This is a genomic window from Pararhodonellum marinum (assembly GCF_015354735.1).
Classification (GTDB): domain Bacteria; phylum Bacteroidota; class Bacteroidia; order Cytophagales; family Cyclobacteriaceae; genus Pararhodonellum; species Pararhodonellum marinum.
The window spans coordinates 74,997-93,888 of the sequence record NZ_JACEFJ010000014.1 but is presented as its reverse complement, the minus strand read 5'-3'; the positions used below and the strand labels follow the sequence as shown (position 1 = coordinate 93,888).

Sequence of the window (18,892 nt, the reverse complement as noted above, 5' to 3'; positions counted from 1 at the left end):
TAAATCCTGACAGGTCTAAATCATTAGAAAGATAGTTTAATCTTCATTTTCCTTTGCAAAATCTCCCGCTTTTACCATGGACATGTTCTCCAACTTTAGGTGTTTTTTCATGGCCTCATGAATCTGTGCAGCTGTCAGGGCAGCAACTTTATCTTCAAGCTCTTGCTCCCATTGGATATTTCTATCCAAAAACAGGTTGCCATTTAGTGTAGAAGCGAGGTAATTGTCCTGTGCCCTGTTTACAGACCTACTTTGTAGCCATCCGCTTTTGGCAGCAGTTATTTCTTCTTCGGTAAATCCTTCCTTGAGCACTTTTTCAATCTCCTCTTTAAAGGCAGCCTCTAGTTTTTCCACGTTTTCAGGTGCATAGATGGCATATCCTTGGAAGGTACCGATAGGATCAATGGATCCGGCATAGAAGCCTGATCCCACACCGTAACTTAAACCTTCTTTTTGACGGATCCGGGTTGCAAGTCTGGAGTTCAGAAAACCTCCGCCCAACATAAAGTTGCCCAATACCAATGCAGGGTAATCAGGATGGGCATCGCTCAATTCGATTTGCTGCTGGGCCAGGAAAAAGGCATTGGCTTTGTCAGGCGTTTCTATGTTTTCATTCAAGGCAGGAACTTGCTTGATTTTACCAGCCAAGCGGGTGTAAGCCGCCGGACTGTTCCAGTCTTCAAACAAATCCTTGATGATCGGTTTCATCTCTTCTGCGTCAAAATCACCCACCATACCCATGGTCCCCTGATCGGCTCCATAGAAATCCGCATGGAATCTTTTGACTTCCTCCAGTTTGAGGGCTTTTAGAGAAGCTAAATTTTCCTCAAATGTTTCGGCATACCTAGGATCTTCTTTTGGATAAGGATTGAGGTATTTGGAAAGTTTGTTGTAGGCGATAGAAGTAGGCTCGCTCATTTGGGATTCAATTCCCGTGATATTTTCAGCGATGGCCTTATCAAATTCCTCTTGGGGGAAAATGGATTCCCGTAACATTTCTTTTAGCAAGTTCATCACTTGAGGCAGATTTTCGCGGGTAGTCATGGCATAAACTGAAACCGAACTGGCTCCGCCAAAGATGTTTACATTGGCTTTTAATTTATCGAGTTCATCTTTGATCTGCTCTCTGGTTTTTGTCTTGGTTCCCTTGTTGAGCATACTGGCAGCAAAATTCCCTGCTTTGCCTTGGTTCTTCAGGTTATCTTCATTTCCAAATCTGAGTGTCGCCATAAAATTGACCGATTCTCCTCTTGTCTTTTTGGGAAGCAAGGCTACCTTCATGCCGTTGGCTAACTCATATTTTTCAGTTCGGCTATCGATATTGGATGGAGTAGGATCAAATTCCTCTCCCAAAGCGATACTTTCACCGCCGGTATAACCCTCCACCAAAGCAGCGATATCCACTTCGCCCGGTATTTTGGTACGATCAGGTTTTTCTACCGGCTTGAACATACCGATAGTTCGGTTGTCTGGTTTCAAATAGGTCTCGGCAACCCTTTGAACATCCGCTTGGTTGACTTCTTTGATCCTATCCCTCATAATAAAGAGGAGTCGCCAATCTCCGGCACCTATGTATTCGCTCAACTGAAGGCCGATATTTTCTGAAGAATTGAAAGACAACTCTATTTGCTTGATCAGCGTGTTTTTGGCTCGCTCCACCTCTGCTTCCGTGATGGGGTTTGTAATGACATCATCAAAGGTTTCCAACATAGAGATACGTGCCTCGTCCAGAATTTTGTCTTTTGGTAATTCTGCAAAAGCGAGGAAAATCCCCGGATCTTTCCACTGAAAATTATAGGTAAAAGTAGAAGTTGCTTTCTTGGTATCAATCAGTGCCTTGTACAGCCTGCCAGAAGGAGAACTGCCCATCACTTCACTCAGGACTTCTATTGGGGCAGCATCTGCATGGGAAGCAGCAGCGGTTTTGTAGCCGGCACCAACCCACTGGGTATCTCCTACCCTCCTCACCGTTACGGTACGTTCTCCATCTTGGTCGGGGTCACGGGTATAGAACTTAGGCAATTCCCTTTCCGGTCTTGGAATAGGCCCAAAAAACTCATTGACCATTTGGATGGTTTTCTCTTCATCTATCTTTCCAGCCACTACGAGCACCGCATTGTCTGGTTGATAATACATGCGATAAAATGCCTGAAGCCGCTCAATGGGTACATTTTCAATGTCAGAACGTGCCCCAATGGTCGATTTGCCATAGTTGTGCCACTCAAAAGCAGTGGCCATCATCCTTTGCCAGAGCACCCGCCATGGATTGTTTTCCCCTGATTCAAATTCATTTCGCACTACGGTCATTTCACTGTCGAGGTCTTTTTGAGCAATGAAGGAGTTGACCATCCGATCGGACTCAAGATCTAAAGCCCATCGCAGATTGTCCTCTGATGCGGTGAAGGTTTCAAAATAATTGGTCCGGTCTGTCCAAGTGGTCCCGTTGGGCCTTGCACCTCTTTCAGTGAGTTCTTTTGGAATGTCTGGGTGTCTTGGAGTCCCTTTGAAAACCAGATGTTCCAGCAAGTGCGCCATGCCGGTTTCCCCATAATTCTCATGCTTTGAACCTACCAAGTAGGTGATGTTGACTGTGATGGTCTGCTTGGTTTGATCGGGAAAAAGCAGAACCCTCAAGCCATTGTCTAGAACATACTCCGTGATCCCCTCTACAGTGGTCACTTTTACTGGATCCGGTAATTGGTTCTGTTGAGCCTCAGCAACTTGGGCAACAGACAACAAACCAAGAAACCAAATAAATCCTGTACACCTGTATATTAGTTTTTTCATATTTAATTGGTTTAGGATTAGAAATCCTATGAAACTAATGATTTAATCTTTAATTTCCATAGAATTTAACTGTTAAAAAATCTTAAACGGTTTTATGGAATGAGTAGATACTGTTTTTAAACGCTGATTAGAAGAAGGTTATGTGAATTTATGATGTAAAATTTCGCGTGATATTTGTCACTGATTGAATGTTAAAATACCATCATTTTTGTAATTCAATTCAAGATGTTCTGAATATTGTTAATAACTTGAAGAGGCATTCAGACTCCATTTACATTAGTAGGATGAAACAACAAATCGCAAGGATTTTTCCCATTTTAGAAAGCTTGAAGGTTTACAAGCAAAAAGATTTGCAGGGGGATTTGTCTGCCGGTCTGACCGTGGGCATCATGTTGATTCCCCAGGGCATGGCTTATGCGATGCTGGCCGGACTGGAGCCCATTCATGGATTATATGCCGTCACGGTTCCCTTATTGCTTTACGCCATTTTCGGTACTTCCAGGCAACTGGCGGTAGGTCCTGTGGCCATGGTTTCTTTGCTTACCGCAGCTGGCATTGCCACTTTGGGGGCAGAAAGTCCGGAATCTTACCTGGTTTATGCCTTGACCCTGGCCTTTATGGTTGGGTTGATTCAATTTGGTATGGGGATTATGAGATTGGGTTTTGTAGTCAATTTTCTTTCCCACCCTGTCATCAATGGCTTCACTTCTGCAGCGGCCATTATCATAGGACTAAGCCAAGTAAAGCACCTTTTCCGCATCAATTTGCCCAATTCGGAGCATTTTCAGGAAATGATCCTGGCCATTTTCCAAAACATCTCAGACATTCATTGGCTGACTTTTGGAATCGGTATTCTGGGTATTTTCATTATAAAGTATGGAAAAAAAATCCATTCCGCTTTTCCTGCGCCTCTTGTGGCGGTAATTGCCGGGATAAGCTTGGTCTGGGCATTTGATCTTTCCGGTCAAGGGGTTAGGATTGTTGGTTCTGTCCCCAGCGGACTGCCGGGATTTTCTATGCCCTCCTTTGACTGGGACAGCTGGAAGGCCTTGTTGCCTATTGCCATGACCATCTCATTGGTAGGTTTTGCGGAGAGTTTTGCTGTGGCCAAGACCATTCAATCCAAGCACAAAAACTACAGGCTGGACGCCAACCAAGAATTGGTGGCTTTGGGAATGGCAAATTTCGGAGCCGCTTTTTTCAAGGGTTATCCGGTCACAGGGGGTTTTTCCAGGACAGCTGTCAATAATCAGGCAGGCGCCAAAACCACCTTGTCTTCTGTTTTCAGTGCCCTTTTGGTGATTATGACTTTATTGTTTTTTACGGAACTGTTTTATAACCTGCCCAATGCGATTCTTGCAGCGGTAGTTTTGGTGGCAGTATCCGGATTGATCGATCTCAAAGAACCCATCTTGCTGTGGAAAAAAGACAAAACTGACTTTACCATGCTTTTGGCCACTTTTCTGATCACCCTTACCTTGGGCATCGAAACTGGCATCATTGCAGGCATGTTGCTCTCGCTGCTTTTGGTGATTTATAGGGCTTCCACCCCCCATATGGCTCAGTTAGGAAGGATCCCAGGCACCAATGTCTTCAGAAACATCCAACGGTTTGATAACTTGGAAGTAAGACCGGATTTATTAATGGTCCGGATTGATGGCCCTATTTATTTTGCCAACATCGCCTTTATCAAAAACAAAATGGACAAATGGCTCATGGAGAGAAAGAATCAAGTGAAAATGATTGTTTTCAACATGGAGAGCATCACCCATATAGACAGTAGTGGAGCGCATGAACTTAATGAATGGATACAGGATTGGCGGAAAGAAGGCATCGATGTATGTGTCAGCAGCATCAAAGGCCCAGTCAGAGATATCCTCAACCGATGGGGATTGATGCAACAGGTGGGTCCTGACCACATATTTGTAGATGACAATACGGCGTTGGATTCATTTGATGACAACTTGGATCCAGATACGCTAGAGCGGTATTCACCCTATGCTTTACAAAGCAACCTCAAAAAAAATTGAATATTCACCAACTTTTAGGTAGTAGTGGCTTGACCATACGCTGAAAAGGCTTAAAAGTCGCTTATTGCCTTGAACCTTCCAGTTTGATTTTCCATTTTCCATCACTTAAAATCAGCCTCTTCATGTGTAAACTCAAAGTCAGTGATTTTCTGGAGCATAACCGCAATTGGGTAGGGCGGATCCTGCTTGATCAAAAACCTGATTATTTCAATCAGTTATGCGAAGGACAACAGCCCAGTGCCCTGTTGTTGGGTTGTTCAGACAGTAGGGTCTCCCCTTCCAAGGTTTTCGGTGTAGAGTTGGGAGACTTGTTTATCCACAGAAATATTGCCAATGTAGTCAATCCCACCGACCTCAATTTTTTATCGGTTTTGCAGTATGCTGTAGAAGTTTTAAAAATCAGAGACATCATCATCTATGGTCACTACGGTTGCGGGGGAATTCGCGCTGCTTATGAAAACAAAGGATTAGGCTTAATTGACAATTGGCTGGCACCGATCAAAGTGGTGGCAAATCAACATCAAAAAGAACTCGACCTGATCCAAGATGAAAACCGCAGATTGGATCGATTGGTCGAGTTGAATGTCTTGGCCCAAGTGGAAAATATCAAACAGACTTCCATTTACCGGGCTGCTGCTCACGCTGGAATTTCACTTCGCCTGCATCCATGGGTATTTGACATGCATACCGGATTGGTTAAAGAATTGCAAATTCCCATTCAAACCTGAATCGCTTAAAATGCGTGATCATTTGTTGATCAATTCCTCAAAATCATCCCTGATATAGATCACATTTCTTCCCAATTCAATCCATTTCTTTTTTTCCAACTGTTTGAGCAACCTGGAAATAACTTCCCTTGAAGTGCCGAGTTCATTGGCGATTTCTTGATGCGTGACATGAAGTTCATTGGCCTTTTGCTGCTTCATCTTCATTAGGATGTAGCGCATCAATCGCTCGTCCATCCTTTTAAAAGCTACAGCGTCCAGGGCTACCAACATTTCTTGAAACCTTTGTTGGTAAGTACTGGCCACAAATTCTTTCCATTGCTTGAACTGATCCATCCATAGTTCATGCATTTGAACGGGAATAGCTATCAAAGTCGTCTGATTCTCGGAAATCGCTCGGATTTCACTGGGTTTTGAGGCACTGCAACACGTTAAGGAAAGCGCACAGGTTTCTCCAGGTTCAAGATAATACAGAAAAAGTTCTTTGCCATCCTCATCTACCCTGATCACTTTAAGGGCTCCCTCAAGAACAATGGGTACCATTTTGATGAACTGCCCAGGTTCCATAATGGCCTTGTCTGGCTCCAAAGTCATAATCTGCCCGAATTCCAGGATTTTTCCCAATAACACAGGATCGGTGATGGTAGGCAAAATGGATTTCAATGCTTCAATCTGCATATACGGCTATTTTTTGTTTAAATTATCCCGGTAGCGGTTCAATATAAGTGTTAAGAGCCTAAAAAGAAACAGGTTATTCTCGTACATTTTGTTTAGGCAAGTTAAAAAGGAAATTAAAGACAGCTTGGTTCCCACTGATTCAATTCACCGCATTTGGAATATCCTTTATTTGCCGCTAAATCATTTCATTAGGAAGGATCTCCTCCGGGATACTTATCGGAATCGCGCCCTGGGTTCTTTTACTTTATGGTGAGGGGTTTGGGAGAAATGAGACAAACCGCATTTCTCCCAAACCCCAATCATATCAAAACAAGCTTTCCTGTCAACAAGCTAGCTTTCGGTAGACAGGCTTGCCGAGGAGAGCACCACGAAATTTTACCTCTAATGCCAATTCGGATATACACAAACCAGATTAACCCTCATATACTTGCTTGATTCATTTTGATTGAGTTGATTGATTTTCTAAGTATCCTATTTGTTTTGTTTAAGGGCTACAGCTTTTTACCTTTAAATACTTACCAGTATAATTACTGTACTTTATTCCCATACCTTATCCTAATTTCTAAACTTACAGCTATGAGTGAATCGTCTTCAAAAAACAGTACACCCGACCTTTCAAATGGCATCCTTTTTCCATTCTGCATGGAAATTGACCCAATGGAGATGCTGCTTCTTATAACTTTTGAGAAAGATCCGGACTCTATCTATGTAGGGCTAGAGCCTCAGGTATTTAATGATGAAATCAACGGTATGGGACATTTAGTGATCGGATGGAGAAAAGATAAAAAAATTGATGTTTACCACGAACATGCTTTGAATCTCGATGAGGCAAAATATAGCATAGCAGGGGCGGGATTAAATAAGATGGTTCCCGTTCACATGGATAAAGCATACAATCAAGTGAATGACTGTGGCGTGCAGGTCCATTATAAGTTTAAGGATATCTTAGGCAGAGATATTGAAATTGCGATCTGGGAAAAGCATCCGAAAAAAAGAGAAACATTCGGACTGCTGGCACCAATGGGCGATGCCGCAACTCATCCTACATCTTTGCCTATGGTATTCCTTCATGATTTCTATTTTGTGAGAAAAAACCAAACCGATATTTTGGTTTCAATTGGCAATCAACTTCGTAAAGTTGACCCCTTTCCAATACCTATGGATTTTCAGAAAATGACCTTTGTGCGCTACAGCCCTAAGCCATTGATTGCCACTTTAAATCCGTCATACCAAGGAGAGTGGCAAACCTTAAACATTAAACCGGGGCAGCTTACTTTTGAAAAAGGAAACCACATCTATGAAATCGAATGGAACAAACAATCAGCATCAATTAAATCAATGTGTGTAAAGAATAACATTCATTTGCTTACAATGCAATTTACTCCTTCATTCCCTTCGTTGAATACTTTCCCGCCGAATACCAGTTATAAAGGCAAATTTGTGATTTCCGGTCATGATTCCATTGGACTCATCTCGGGAGAATATTACATTCAATCTGAAAAAGAAGTTGTTGCCCTTAAAGTAATCCCTTCAAAGGGATGGAAGCCTAAAACAACCAAATTATCCACCTGGTTTTTATTTAGTATTGTCAAAGTTTTTAAAAAATGGCCAACCACCTACCAATGGAATGCTAAATTGTACAAAAATATGGAAGGCTTATGGCACATGCAGTCAAAGTGGGTTCGTACTGGGAAAATTTTAAAAGATTAAATGCCTAAATGTAAAAACTTTGTTCGATAAAATGTGTGTAAGTAGAACTTTTCGAATTGAAAAAGGTATAGATTCAATGGTCAGATCAAGCCTTTCCGCTTACAGTTTTGACAACATTTACTAATCATTAAGCGGTGAACCCACCGTCTATGACATAAGAAGCTCCTGTGATGAACCGACTTTTATCTGAAGCCAGAAAAAGTGCCAAATTAGCCATGTCCTCATTGGTGCCATACCTGCCTAAAGGAATCATTTTTGTAAAGTTTTCTTTGACAAGTTCCCCCGCTCCGGGAGCAAATCCCTCTTCCAGAGAACGCATCATTCTGTTGTCTACCGGAGAAGGATGAATTGAATTGACCCTGATTTGGTCAGGAGCACCTTCAAGTGCACCCACACGCATCAGGCCAATGGTCGCATGCTTGCTAGCCACATAAGCACTGACCTGGGCTGTTCCCCTTAGGCCGGCTACCGAGGAGGTGATCATGACACTCCCTCCGCCATTGGCTTTGAGATGGGGAAATGCATGTTTCATGCCTAACCAAACTCCTTTCACGTTGACCCCGATTACCTGATCAAAAACTGCTTCTGGATAGTCAACAATGGGTTTTACTACGCCCTCTATGCCTGCATTTAAAAACAAGACATCAATCCGGCCGAATTCAGAAATGGTTTTCTCCATATAGGCTTTGACCTCCTCAGAAAGGGATACATCACATTTCATAAACCTTACTAAATCGGATTTCAAAACATTTTTGGCCTCATTCAAGGCTTCCTGATTGTTGTCCACCAGCATGATACCACTAGCACCCTCAGACAAAAAAAGTTTGGCTGTTGATAGTCCTATTCCTCCTGCTCCTCCTGTAATGATGGCTACTTTTCCTTTTAATTCCATGCTGTTTTGGATTGGTTAACTCAAAATTAAGGAAGATTATTTTCGTTCAATGGGCTAATAATCAGGTATTAAGATGATTTTTGTCATGTTAAATCAGCCAAAAATTGAAGAAATTTGATCTAATCAAAAGCCCAAAAACCATGAAACGAATCATAGTTCCCATCGATTTCTCATCCTATGCAAACCATGCTTTCGATACAGCTGTCAAAATAGCCAGTAAAAAAGAGGCTTCTATAACCTGCCTCAATGTAATCAGCTCCGGATTGGATTGGAAAAACATGAGTAAAGCTGAAAAATCCAAACACCAAGATATTCTGGATCAGGAAGCGGAAGCAACTGATAAATTGAAAGCATTTGTTCTGGACAAAAAAATAAAAAACGTACCCATAGAAACCTTGGTGGACATAGGCGTTCCTTCAGATAAGATACTGGAAACAGCAGCCAGACAAAAAGCTGAACTGATTGTCATTGGGGCTTATGGCCGAGGCCATCAGGAAGGGAAATTCATAGGATCCAACCTTCAAAAAGTAATGAGAGGAGCAGATTGTGCGATATTGGCAGTTAAAAAGACCATGATGGCGAAAGATTTTAGAAAAATGGCCTTTGCTTCTCTCTTTACAGAGTCCAGCAAACCAGCCTTTACCCGCATGCTCCCCATTATCCATGATTTGGGCACTTCGGTTCATTTTGTTTACATCAATTCCCCATCCCACTTCCAAAATTCCGCTAAAATCAGAACGATGATGAAGGACTTTTCCAAAGGACTTAAAGATTTGGTCATCCATCAGCATGTGTACAATCATGATGATGCAGAAAATGGAATCATTCAATTCTGTGAGGAAAATAAAATCGGTTATGTGGGTATTGCCTCTGGAAACCGGAAGAAATCCAGCAGCTACCAGATTGGCGTAACTGAAACCGTATTATTCAAGTCAGACCTTCCTGTTCTAAGCGTGAAATCTGAAATATAGGAGAATCATTGCATGGTTTTCTGAAGAAATTGTTTGTGCAAACTAAGGTAGAAAATACCATCAGTGACCAAAATTCAATTCTTCTTCAATGACCATGTCTTTCCTGTGTTTCCAATGGATGATGGCATGTCCGAGGTTATCCAAACCAGAAATGGTCTGCCGATTGACATTGGTCAATGTAGACATAGAAATGTCCAATGGTTTGTTGCTTTTCAGTTCATCATACAACCCTGAAATGGTTTCTTTGTAAAACTGGTTATTTTGCTCCCCCCAATTAGGAATGGGTTCGGTGGAAGCATCATCATTTTTTACATATTCCTGCATGATGCTGATGCTGTTTTTAACATATTCTCTCAGCCTAAAAAGTAGGTCTAAAATTATTTTCTCATCTGATTCTTCCATTTCCTGAAGATTGTGCAGGATGTCTTTGATGTCTTTGGCACTGTAGACCATCAGCCGCAGACCCAACATCAGAGACGTCAACTGCATGGCTTCCTCTTCGGAGAGATGCTCTTCCTGGAGCGCTATGTGGTAGCTGGTCAATTCATCTTCGATGCTTTTGATCCGCTTGTATTGGACCATGGGGTCTTTTTCTTCTGCCATCAGTTTTTTCCAGGTACCTGTTTTGGGTACATGCAGTTCCATGATCCCAAATGCCTCAAAAATGAAAGAAACTGTCTTCTGGAAAGTGGCGGAAACTTCTTTCTCAACGGCTGATATGGCCACTTGTGGAATTTGGGTGCTTACATTTTTTATGTATTCTGTATTCCCTTCAGGTACATCCGAAATAAACCTTTTCATAAGCCATTTCTCCAAAAGTCCGAGAAAAGGAAAAAACAGCAGAATTCCTATAAAATTGATGACGGTATTGAATAGTACCAGTTCAATGAGCGGTTCGTCAATGAGGAAAATCCGCATCGTAAACTCGATCAATTCCTCTATAAACAAAAAGATGATTAGACCTGTGATGACATTGAACAAAAAATGAGCCAAGGCGAGCCGTTTTTTATCCGCTACTCCATGAAGCGCTCCCAAAGCAACGGTGATTGTGGTACCAATATTGGCTCCTACTACCATGGTGGCTGCTTGGGTGAGGGTGACTACATCGGCATGTATGCCACTTAAGATGATGACCATCATTGCCGAACTGGATTGGATCAAAGCAGTGACAACAATGCCAATCAAGAGAAAAATCCAAAGTCCATAGGTTTGGTATTGTTTAAAATCTATCTGAGTCGCCACTTCTTCTATGGCAGTTTTCATGAAATCAAGCCCCAGAAACAATAAGCCGAAGCCGATACAGAAATAGCCGATGTTTTTCAAAAATGGACGTTGACTGAAAAAAATCACTGCCAAGCTGCCCAATCCCAAAAAGGGCAGAGAAAAATCCGCCACACTGAGCTTGAATCCAAGGGTAGCTACGATCCATGCCGTGATGGTAGTACCGAGATTAGCTCCCAAAATCACACCAATGGAAGATCTCAGGTTGAGAATTTTGGCACCAAGAAAGGCCAAAACCATCAAAGTCACCAAAGAACTGCTTTGGAGAACTGCCGTAATCAAAGCACCAACCAAAATTCCCTTCCAAGGTTTATCCGTAAAACGTTGCAACATTTCCCGAAAGGATTTGCCGGCTAAGGATTTGAGAGCCGTTTCGAGTTGGCCCATTCCGTAAAGGAATATCCCGATACCTGCAAGAAATTTCCAAAAATCAAAGGAGGGTTGATCCATAAGTCAAATGTACAGCAACTCAAATATAATTAAACAGAAGGAATTGTATGAATATCAACCTTGAAGAGAATTTGATTTATCCTATATTTATAACATTTATTTTCGGTTTCATTGAAAATGATTCTAACTTCTTCTGAAAACTTCAAAGGTACAGAAGTAAAAAGATGGAATACCCAGGTTAGTGTTGCCTGAAAATGGAAAGATCAAACAGATTATTGTCGGCATCAAGCGCTTTTATAAATATTTATAATGGTGATCCGCTTCTTTGACAGTGACCTAATATTCTTCTTCAAACGGGTCGGAAGTCCGAAGTCGGAAGTAAGGAACATTTCAGTTTATTGGCTAGAATTATATTTAATTCCATTTTACTGGCATCATCGCGTACATACAGGATATTAATTGACAAAGTTTTCCCTCCTAACAAAAATTGACATGGATGAAAGAAAAATTTTAAAAATTTCAATTTGGATGGCATTGGCTTTGGCCTTACTAGCTATCATTTGGGGTGTATTTGCCAATTCCCAAGTCATTCTATTTGATGGAATATACACCTTGATTACGGTGGGGCTCTCTATCAGTTCTTTAATTTCGGCCTCTTATATGGAAAAGCCGGATTTTCTTAGATTCCCTTATGGAAAAGAGATGCTCGAACCCTTGGTCATTTTGGTAAAGTTTGTAGTGATTACCATCTTGTGTTTGTTTGCGTTTTTTTCAGGTTTCAAAAGCCTCATTGCAGGCGGTCAGGAGGTTGATCCACAATCCAGTATTTTGTATGCAATCATTGCCTCTATCAGTAGCCTGCTGGTCTACCTTTATTTCAGAAAAAAACAAAAAACCAATGCCTCTGGATTTGTTAAAGCCGAGACAGAGCAATGGCTAATGGACAGTTTCCTTAGCCTTGCTGTTATGGTCGGATTTGTAATTGCATTGGGTATGGGTTATTTTGGCTACGCCCACCTGATGCCCTATGTAGACCCCGTCATGGTCATGTTGATTTCCGCATATGTTTTGAAGGTTCCTCTTATCAACATCAGTAAAAAAATCAAGGAAATCCTTGAAATGTCAGCGGACGACGAATACCTAGGGATTTGTGAAAATGTCGTAGAAAACACAGAAAAACAGCATCATTTTCAGGAATCCTTTCTTCGGGTGTCTAAATCAGGCCCGAAACTGTTTATTGAAATGGATTTTGTGGTCCACCCTTCCGGCAGACAACCTACCCTTTCGGAACAGGACCAAATTAGAGAGGAAATTTCCAGACAATTATCTGTCATTTCCCTTCAAAAATGGTTGGTCATATGTTTTACTCTCGACAGAAAATGGGCCGTTTAAAGTTCTCTATCGAAAACGACGAAATAAGCTTGAAGCTAAAAAAAAGAGGCCAACAGGGGCACAAGCAACAAAGAAACCACCAGGGTGACTAAAACCAACAGGGCCGAATTTTCCTCTTCCGATCCAAAAAAGGATGCAAAAACTGTTACATTGGCTGCTACTGGAAAGAGGGCAACCACTGCCAACATTTTCCGGTCCTCTAATTCCAATACATCCAGAAAATGATATTCGGCAAGCATCAAAACAGCCATAAAGCCGATTGCCGAAAACAATCTCAAGACCGTCAGCTTGCTGATAAATGGCCAATCCAGTCCTTTAAATTTAATGTTGCTGAGATTACTCCCTATGATCATCATCCCTGCAAAAGAAACTACCACACCAAAAACATCCGCAATAGAGCTGACAAAATCAGGTTTCTCAAAGGAAATCAACTTTAAAAACACCGCCAATACAAAAGCATAAATAAAAGGTACCTGAAAGATTTTAGCTATAGAAGCCTTTCTGGAGTTGGTAGACCTAGCCATTTGATAGTAACCCACAATGTCTCCATACAAGGCCGTGCCTATATAAATACAGATCAGTACCGTAATGCTTTCCTTTCCGAAAAGTACAGCTACAATAGGGATTCCAAAAAATGCCACATTAAAGAAAGAAAAGGAACTTTTGAGCAGATTGACATCATATTTTTGAGCAAAAGTCTTGGAAGCCAAGAGGGCTGGAAGCACCATGGCCAAAGCAAGGGCAAAAGCCATAACAGGTAAAACCGTAACCTTGACTGGATCGGCTTCCAAAACATGGTGGATGACCAAAACGGGCATCAGTACATATATCAGTGGATTCGTTAGCCATGATTTTGGAAAAATTCCTTTTCTCTGAATCCAATAGCCAAAAGGTATCGCTAGCAGGTAAGGGAAAATTTGGGTATAAAACTCAATAAAAATCCCCATTCCTGATTTTTAAAATGATGTCATGACTCATTGATTCGATTGTTTTGACATTGTACCAGACTGCGTTGACATCCATCAACACTCCATTGACCAGGTGTCCTATGGCGTAGATACCATTTCCTGCCTTTTCGGCCTGTACTTCCATGGTTCTGGCGTTGATGATGGCACCACCCATTGGATAAGGTGTCAGCAATTTGTTTTTTACCATGGTTTCAACCAAAGGACTGTGCATGTCCTTTAATTGGGATGCTGCTCCTGTAGCATTGATCAGTTTGCTCACTTGGTATGTGTGGGAATCCTTGGTTTGTAGCGAAAATACGCTCGTTTCTTCATCAAAATTTACTTTTTCAAGAAAAGGGATTACCTCCAATTTACCTTTGCCAAATAATTTTTTTAGCCGGCGTGCATTGGGCAAAGGCATGCCATGTCTATTGATAGCCCAGTGGGGTCCCAACCACTTTTTGAAACGCAGCTTCTCTTCCATGCTCATCCAATTCCAAATTGTAGCCGTGTCATGGCGGAGAGAGTAAGCTACCTGCATCATGGCATCTCCCCCATTTTCAGCAATTTGGATGTCCTTTTCCAATAATTTTGCGGGATCTTTTCCCATTCGGTTTTGCTTTTTCCAATTGATGGTTTGCTTCTCCAGTTTTTCCACTTCTTTTCGATACAGCCTGAAGAGGTCCTTTGTTTTAGGCCTTTCTAAGGTTTTACGCTGCAGCTGATGTATGGCCTCTATGGTCAATTTCTTTCTGATCACGGATTTGGGTTTGATAGGCTGAACCCTTGGTAGAAGCCCATCTGGTGAAAATAGGCTGATCTTGCCGTTGTGTCCGTTGTCTACCAAGGTCATGATAGTATCTATCGCACTCAGACTGCTTCCAAGTATTCCTACATGGTCTTTGGAACCTATCTCCTCTAAAATATGGTCTGCTGGATAGGGAAAATCCACAAAACCCAATTTCCCATACAATTCAGGATAGTTGTTTGGCTTAGGCGTTCCCAAAGCCATCACAACGAAATCCGATTCCAATGATAGATTTTCTCCTTTTATTTGGTATTTAGTTCCTTTTTTTAAGATGGAATTCACCTCAGCTTCCAAAAGATCAAGTTGAAGGCCAACCGCTTTGGCCCTTTTACAAAAAATCTCGAATTGGGATGCAATGTAATCCCCGTACAATTCCCGGGTGGTATAAGACCTGTCCGTCTTGCCCTTTCCCTTGACATCCTTTCTTTTCTTACCCCCGTTTTTTTTGAGCCATTGGGAAAAATGACCCGGTTCAGATGCGAAGATCCCCATCAGTTCAGCCTGCGTATTTAGCAAGTGACCTTTTTGGTCGGTTCCAAATGCCAAACCATATCCAAAGGGCTTTGACTTTTCAATGAGCGTTATCTTGACTTGGTCTGTGATTTTTTGTGAGGTAATCTGGATGAATAATTCCAAAAATGCCGCCACACCACAGGCGCCACCTCCTATGATGGTGATGTTTTTCATGTTAAATATTGGATTATAAAGCTTGGTGAAAGATTTTCTGATTTAATATCAAAAATACATATAATTTAATACTTAAATATTTCTAAAGTTATTTTGTTTAAGCCACATGAATGATACCAAATAATTTATTATTTACATTTTTGGTGAGAATTGATAATGATTTGGTATTAAAAGGTCAAAGAGTCGGGAAAGTTTGTAGGCGAAAAGTATGAAGGGTTACAGGATATCAGAATAATAGAGAAAAGCATGAAGCTCTGAAGTGAATGCACCCTAAAGCTGCTGAACTGGAAAAATTGAAAGTTCTGGTAAATTGGATGATATTTGTTGTATGCATTGGATAGTAGTCCATACGAAATGAAAAGTAAGCCAAAGGTAATCCTAGAGACCGAACGTCTTAGACTGCAGGAATTCACTTTGGATGACTGCAATTTCATTGTTCAGCTCCTCAATAGCCCAGGCTGGCTTAGAAACATTGGAGACAAGGGGGTTTACTCGCATGAGGCGGCAACAACCTATTTAAAGGAAGGACCGATTTCAGGTTACGCTACCTTTGGATCTGATTTGTATATGGTTTGGTGTAAGGCAAATGCTCTCCCAATAGGAATGTGTGGTCTAAAAAAAAGGGGAGGATTAGAAAACCATAACCTGGGATTCGCATTTTTGCCGGACTTTCAGGGCATGGGTTATGCTTTTGAAATTACAGATGCTTTGCTTAATCATGCCCATAAAGTCTGGATGCTGGAAAAGGTAGATGCAATTACTTTACCTACCAACCAAAGATCCATCCATTTGTTGCAAAAGTTGAACATGCAATTTATAAGCAATTTAAAGTTAAAAGGACAGGATGAGGTCCTATCGCTATACCGGAGAACCTGGTAGATCAAATCCTGCGGTCTCCCCTTCCTCTACAATCACTCAATCCTTTTAAACCATTTAATTGATTACCTTTGTGTTATGGCAAACAATCCTCCACTTCCAACGGAAGAATTCATCAAAAACCTTTCAATATCTGCTCTCAATGAGATGCAATTGACATTTATAAAATTGATCAAAACAAGTCAAAATGCCATGCTCCTTGCCCCTACTGGAACTGGTAAAACTTTGGCTTTTTTATTGCCTTTGGTGGAAATGCTGAAACCTGAAAACCATCAGGTGCAGGCCCTAATCATTGTGCCATCGCGGGAACTGGCCTTGCAGATCGAGCAGGTTTTCAAAGCCATGAAAACCTCCTTCAAGGTAAGCTGTGTCTACGGAGGCCACCCTTTCAAAATAGAGCAAAATTCAATGGTGGATCCACCAGCTGTCATCATCGGTACGCCTGGAAGACTCTCAGACCACCTGAAAAGAGATTCTTTTGATCCCAAAGACATTGAGATCGTTGTCTTGGATGAGTTTGACAAAGCGCTGCAATTGGGATTTCATGCGCAGTTGAGGTCCATATTCGAAGCGCTGACCGGAAATCAGAGACATTTGATGACTTCTGCTACCAAACTGCACAAGTTACCGGATTTTCTTCCTTTCTCACATCCCGAAGTACTGAATTTTCTTCAGGATGAAAAGGAATCCAAGTTAGAACTTATGCTGGTCAACACCTCAAGCAAAGAAAAAGCCCATATTCTGATGCGCCTTGTGGCAGAGTTTGACCAAGAGGCATGTCTCGTCTTTTGCAATCACCGGGAGGCTGTAGACAGAATCAGCTTATTGCTGAACGAACATGGGATTGCCCATGGTTTGCTGCATGGAGGGATGGAGCAAATAGATAGGGAAAAGAACCTGATCAAATTCAGAGGTGGTGCCACCAATTTGCTGATTGCTACAGACTTGGCCTCAAGAGGACTTGACATACCGGAAATCCGGCATGTGGTACATTACCAATTGCCTCCTAAAAAAGAGGCTTTCATTCACCGCAATGGGCGGACCGCACGGATGCATGCCGATGGCATTGCCTACCTGATTCTTGCTCAAGACGAAATATTGCCAGAGTATATTCCAGAGGAGTTGCCTGAAAAAGAAGTTTCGGAGTCATTGAAAGTTTCTGCCCCCCCCTTGTATGACAATGTGTACATCAGTGCCGGGAAAAAAGCAAAAATCAGCAAAGGAGATATTGTGGGATTTTTGACCCAAAAAGGAGGACTTCAAAATGAAGATATCGGTCTGATCACAATTCTTGATTTTGCCTCCTATGTATCCATTAAAAAGCCCGTTTTTGAAAAAGTACTATCGAAGCTCCAAGGTGAAAAAATCAAGAAAACAAAAGTCAAAATTGAATTGGCCAGTTGATGCCGAAATTTGGTTTTATTGGAAAAAATTTATGTATTTTTTTGTTAAAGTGAGCCAAATTAAGATTAACTTAAATCAAAGATCTACTTAAATTATTGGCCTTTTGAAAATTTTACCTTAGTTTTAAATTTCAAATCAACTGTAACGGAAAATACCAATTTGAACCTTTGAAATTTATGTTCACGTATATTTCAAAGGTACCCGTAAAAAAATTCTTGTTAAAATGATTTTTTTGGAGAATATTTGAATTCGTTGTTAAGCCTAGATTATGAATTTAAAATTTCGTTATGACATCCATTTAGCATGTAAAAGAATTATACAGATGGAATTGGATCACTTAGGGATTGATTATGCTTTCTTGGGTGGTAATGAGGTGGAATTGAAGTCATCCATCCCTGCTGGGCTGTTTTGCCAACTCAAAGAAAACCTGGCTTCTTTTGGCATTAGCATCGTGGACAACCAAAAAGATCTCCTCGTACAGAAAATAAAGGATGCCATCCTTGAAATGATTTACTCTGAAGAAAATCCCCCAGTTTCCAAAACTTCGGTCTATCTGTCTGAAAAATTGAATTTAAGTTATGGGCATCTTACCAATTTATTTTCAGAGGAAACCCTGACAACGCTGGAGAATTACATCATTCTTCAAAAAATCGAAAGGGCTAAAGACTTGATCATCCACGGTGAATATAACCTTACCGAAATCGCAGACAAACTCAATTACAGTAGTGTGGCCCATCTTTCCAATCAGTTCAAAAAAACTACCGGCCTCACTCCTTCCGCTTTCCAGCGAATTGTCAACAAAAGAAAACAGGCCAAACAGATTAGCTCCAAACAAGAATTGACTTCCAACTAAATTAAATGAACAAAAAACCGATAAAAATCCTATTAGCGGACGATGACGAAGATGATAGGTTATTCTTCAAGGAGGCCATTGATGAATTGAATTTGAATACTGAGTTGACGATAGTAGAGGATGGTGAAAAGCTGATGAATAATCTTTTGGACCCCACCATAGAAATGCCCCATGTTATTTTTTTAGATTTAAACATGCCCTGTAAAAGTGGCATGGAATGCCTTTCGGAAATCCGGGATAGTGAGTTACTTGCTTCACTTACAGTGGCTATTTACTCCACTTCTTCCTCTGAAGAGGACATAGAGCAATCATTCGTTAAAGGAGCCAACATTTATATCAAAAAGCCTAACGACTTTGAGTCTTTAAAAAAAGTCTTAAATAGGGTGATCACGACCAACTGGCAGTATTTCAGTTCTGGAATGAACAAAGAGAATTTTCTGCTCAGCATATAGATGCTACCG

The 18,892-nt window shown here is 41.2% G+C and carries 15 protein-coding genes; 9 read left to right on the top strand and 6 right to left on the bottom strand.

Features of this window, described 5'->3' with window-relative positions:
• Nucleotides 1–36: 36 nt before the first annotated feature.
• Nucleotides 37–2,787 carry a M16 family metallopeptidase gene (locus tag H1A14_RS19850; RefSeq protein WP_194778053.1) on the bottom strand — a complete coding sequence of 917 codons (2,751 nt, stop codon included), beginning with the start codon at nt 2,785–2,787 and terminating at the stop codon, nt 37–39.
• A 284-nt stretch (nt 2,788–3,071) separates the two neighbouring features.
• On the opposite strand from H1A14_RS19850, the gene H1A14_RS19845 reads away from it, so the two are divergent.
• The gene (locus H1A14_RS19845; RefSeq protein WP_194778052.1) at nt 3,072–4,817 is read left to right on the top strand and encodes a SulP family inorganic anion transporter; all 1,746 of its coding nucleotides are present in this window, start codon (nt 3,072–3,074) and stop codon (nt 4,815–4,817) included.
• A gap of 122 nt (nt 4,818–4,939) precedes the next feature.
• Nucleotides 4,940–5,545: a carbonic anhydrase gene (locus H1A14_RS19840; protein WP_194778051.1), complete on the top strand. Its 606-nt coding sequence runs from the start codon at nt 4,940–4,942 to the stop codon at nt 5,543–5,545.
• Nucleotides 5,546–5,563: 18 nt separating this feature from the next.
• Here H1A14_RS19840 and H1A14_RS19835 read toward each other — a convergent pair whose 3' ends face one another.
• On the bottom strand, nt 5,564–6,220 hold the full coding sequence (locus H1A14_RS19835; RefSeq protein WP_194778050.1) for a Crp/Fnr family transcriptional regulator: 657 nt from the start codon (nt 6,218–6,220) through the stop codon (nt 5,564–5,566).
• 642 nt (nt 6,221–6,862) lie between these two features.
• Between H1A14_RS19835 and H1A14_RS19830 the strand changes: the two genes are divergently transcribed.
• Nucleotides 6,863–7,930, top strand: a complete 1,068-nt coding sequence (locus tag H1A14_RS19830) for a hypothetical protein (RefSeq protein ID WP_194778049.1) — start codon at nt 6,863–6,865, stop codon at nt 7,928–7,930.
• A gap of 127 nt (nt 7,931–8,057) precedes the next feature.
• Here the strand turns inward: H1A14_RS19830 and H1A14_RS19825 are convergent, their stop codons facing one another.
• Nucleotides 8,058–8,822: an SDR family NAD(P)-dependent oxidoreductase gene (locus tag H1A14_RS19825; RefSeq protein WP_194778048.1), complete on the bottom strand. Its 765-nt coding sequence runs from the start codon at nt 8,820–8,822 to the stop codon at nt 8,058–8,060.
• Between the two features lie 140 nt (nt 8,823–8,962).
• Between H1A14_RS19825 and H1A14_RS19820 the strand changes: the two genes are divergently transcribed.
• Nucleotides 8,963–9,793: a universal stress protein gene (locus tag H1A14_RS19820; protein WP_194778047.1), complete on the top strand. Its 831-nt coding sequence runs from the start codon at nt 8,963–8,965 to the stop codon at nt 9,791–9,793.
• Between the two features lie 60 nt (nt 9,794–9,853).
• On the opposite strand, the gene H1A14_RS19815 is transcribed toward H1A14_RS19820, so the two are convergent.
• Nucleotides 9,854–11,524: a Na/Pi cotransporter family protein gene (locus H1A14_RS19815; RefSeq protein ID WP_194778046.1), complete on the bottom strand. Its 1,671-nt coding sequence runs from the start codon at nt 11,522–11,524 to the stop codon at nt 9,854–9,856.
• 432 nt (nt 11,525–11,956) lie between these two features.
• Between H1A14_RS19815 and H1A14_RS19810 the strand changes: the two genes are divergently transcribed.
• Nucleotides 11,957–12,856, top strand: coding sequence for a cation diffusion facilitator family transporter (locus H1A14_RS19810; protein ID WP_194778045.1), 900 nt, complete (start codon nt 11,957–11,959; stop codon nt 12,854–12,856).
• Between the two features lie 35 nt (nt 12,857–12,891).
• Here H1A14_RS19810 and H1A14_RS19805 read toward each other — a convergent pair whose 3' ends face one another.
• Entirely contained in the window at nt 12,892–13,803 is a 912-nt protein-coding gene (locus tag H1A14_RS19805) for an AEC family transporter (protein WP_194778044.1), read from the bottom strand.
• Nucleotides 13,787–15,298, bottom strand: a complete 1,512-nt coding sequence (locus H1A14_RS19800) for an FAD/NAD(P)-binding protein (RefSeq protein WP_194778043.1) — start codon at nt 15,296–15,298, stop codon at nt 13,787–13,789. The genes H1A14_RS19805 and H1A14_RS19800 overlap by 17 nt, the downstream gene beginning before the upstream one ends.
• 354 nt (nt 15,299–15,652) lie before the next feature.
• On the opposite strand from H1A14_RS19800, the gene H1A14_RS19795 reads away from it, so the two are divergent.
• The 4 genes from H1A14_RS19795 (at nt 15,653) to H1A14_RS19780 (ending at nt 18,883) form a co-directional block, all read left to right on the top strand.
• Nucleotides 15,653–16,177 carry a GNAT family N-acetyltransferase gene (locus H1A14_RS19795; RefSeq protein ID WP_194778042.1) on the top strand — a complete coding sequence of 175 codons (525 nt, stop codon included), beginning with the start codon at nt 15,653–15,655 and terminating at the stop codon, nt 16,175–16,177.
• 75 nt (nt 16,178–16,252) lie between these two features.
• Nucleotides 16,253–17,578 carry a DEAD/DEAH box helicase gene (locus H1A14_RS19790; RefSeq protein ID WP_194778041.1) on the top strand — a complete coding sequence of 442 codons (1,326 nt, stop codon included), beginning with the start codon at nt 16,253–16,255 and terminating at the stop codon, nt 17,576–17,578.
• Between the two features lie 268 nt (nt 17,579–17,846).
• Complete coding sequence (locus tag H1A14_RS19785; RefSeq protein WP_194778040.1) at nt 17,847–18,431, top strand: helix-turn-helix domain-containing protein; 585 nt, start codon at nt 17,847–17,849, stop codon at nt 18,429–18,431.
• Nucleotides 18,432–18,436: 5 nt separating this feature from the next.
• Nucleotides 18,437–18,883 (top strand): response regulator, encoded by a 447-nt coding sequence (locus H1A14_RS19780; RefSeq protein WP_194778039.1) that lies wholly within the window; start codon nt 18,437–18,439, stop codon nt 18,881–18,883.
• Nucleotides 18,884–18,892: the final 9 nt, after the last annotated feature.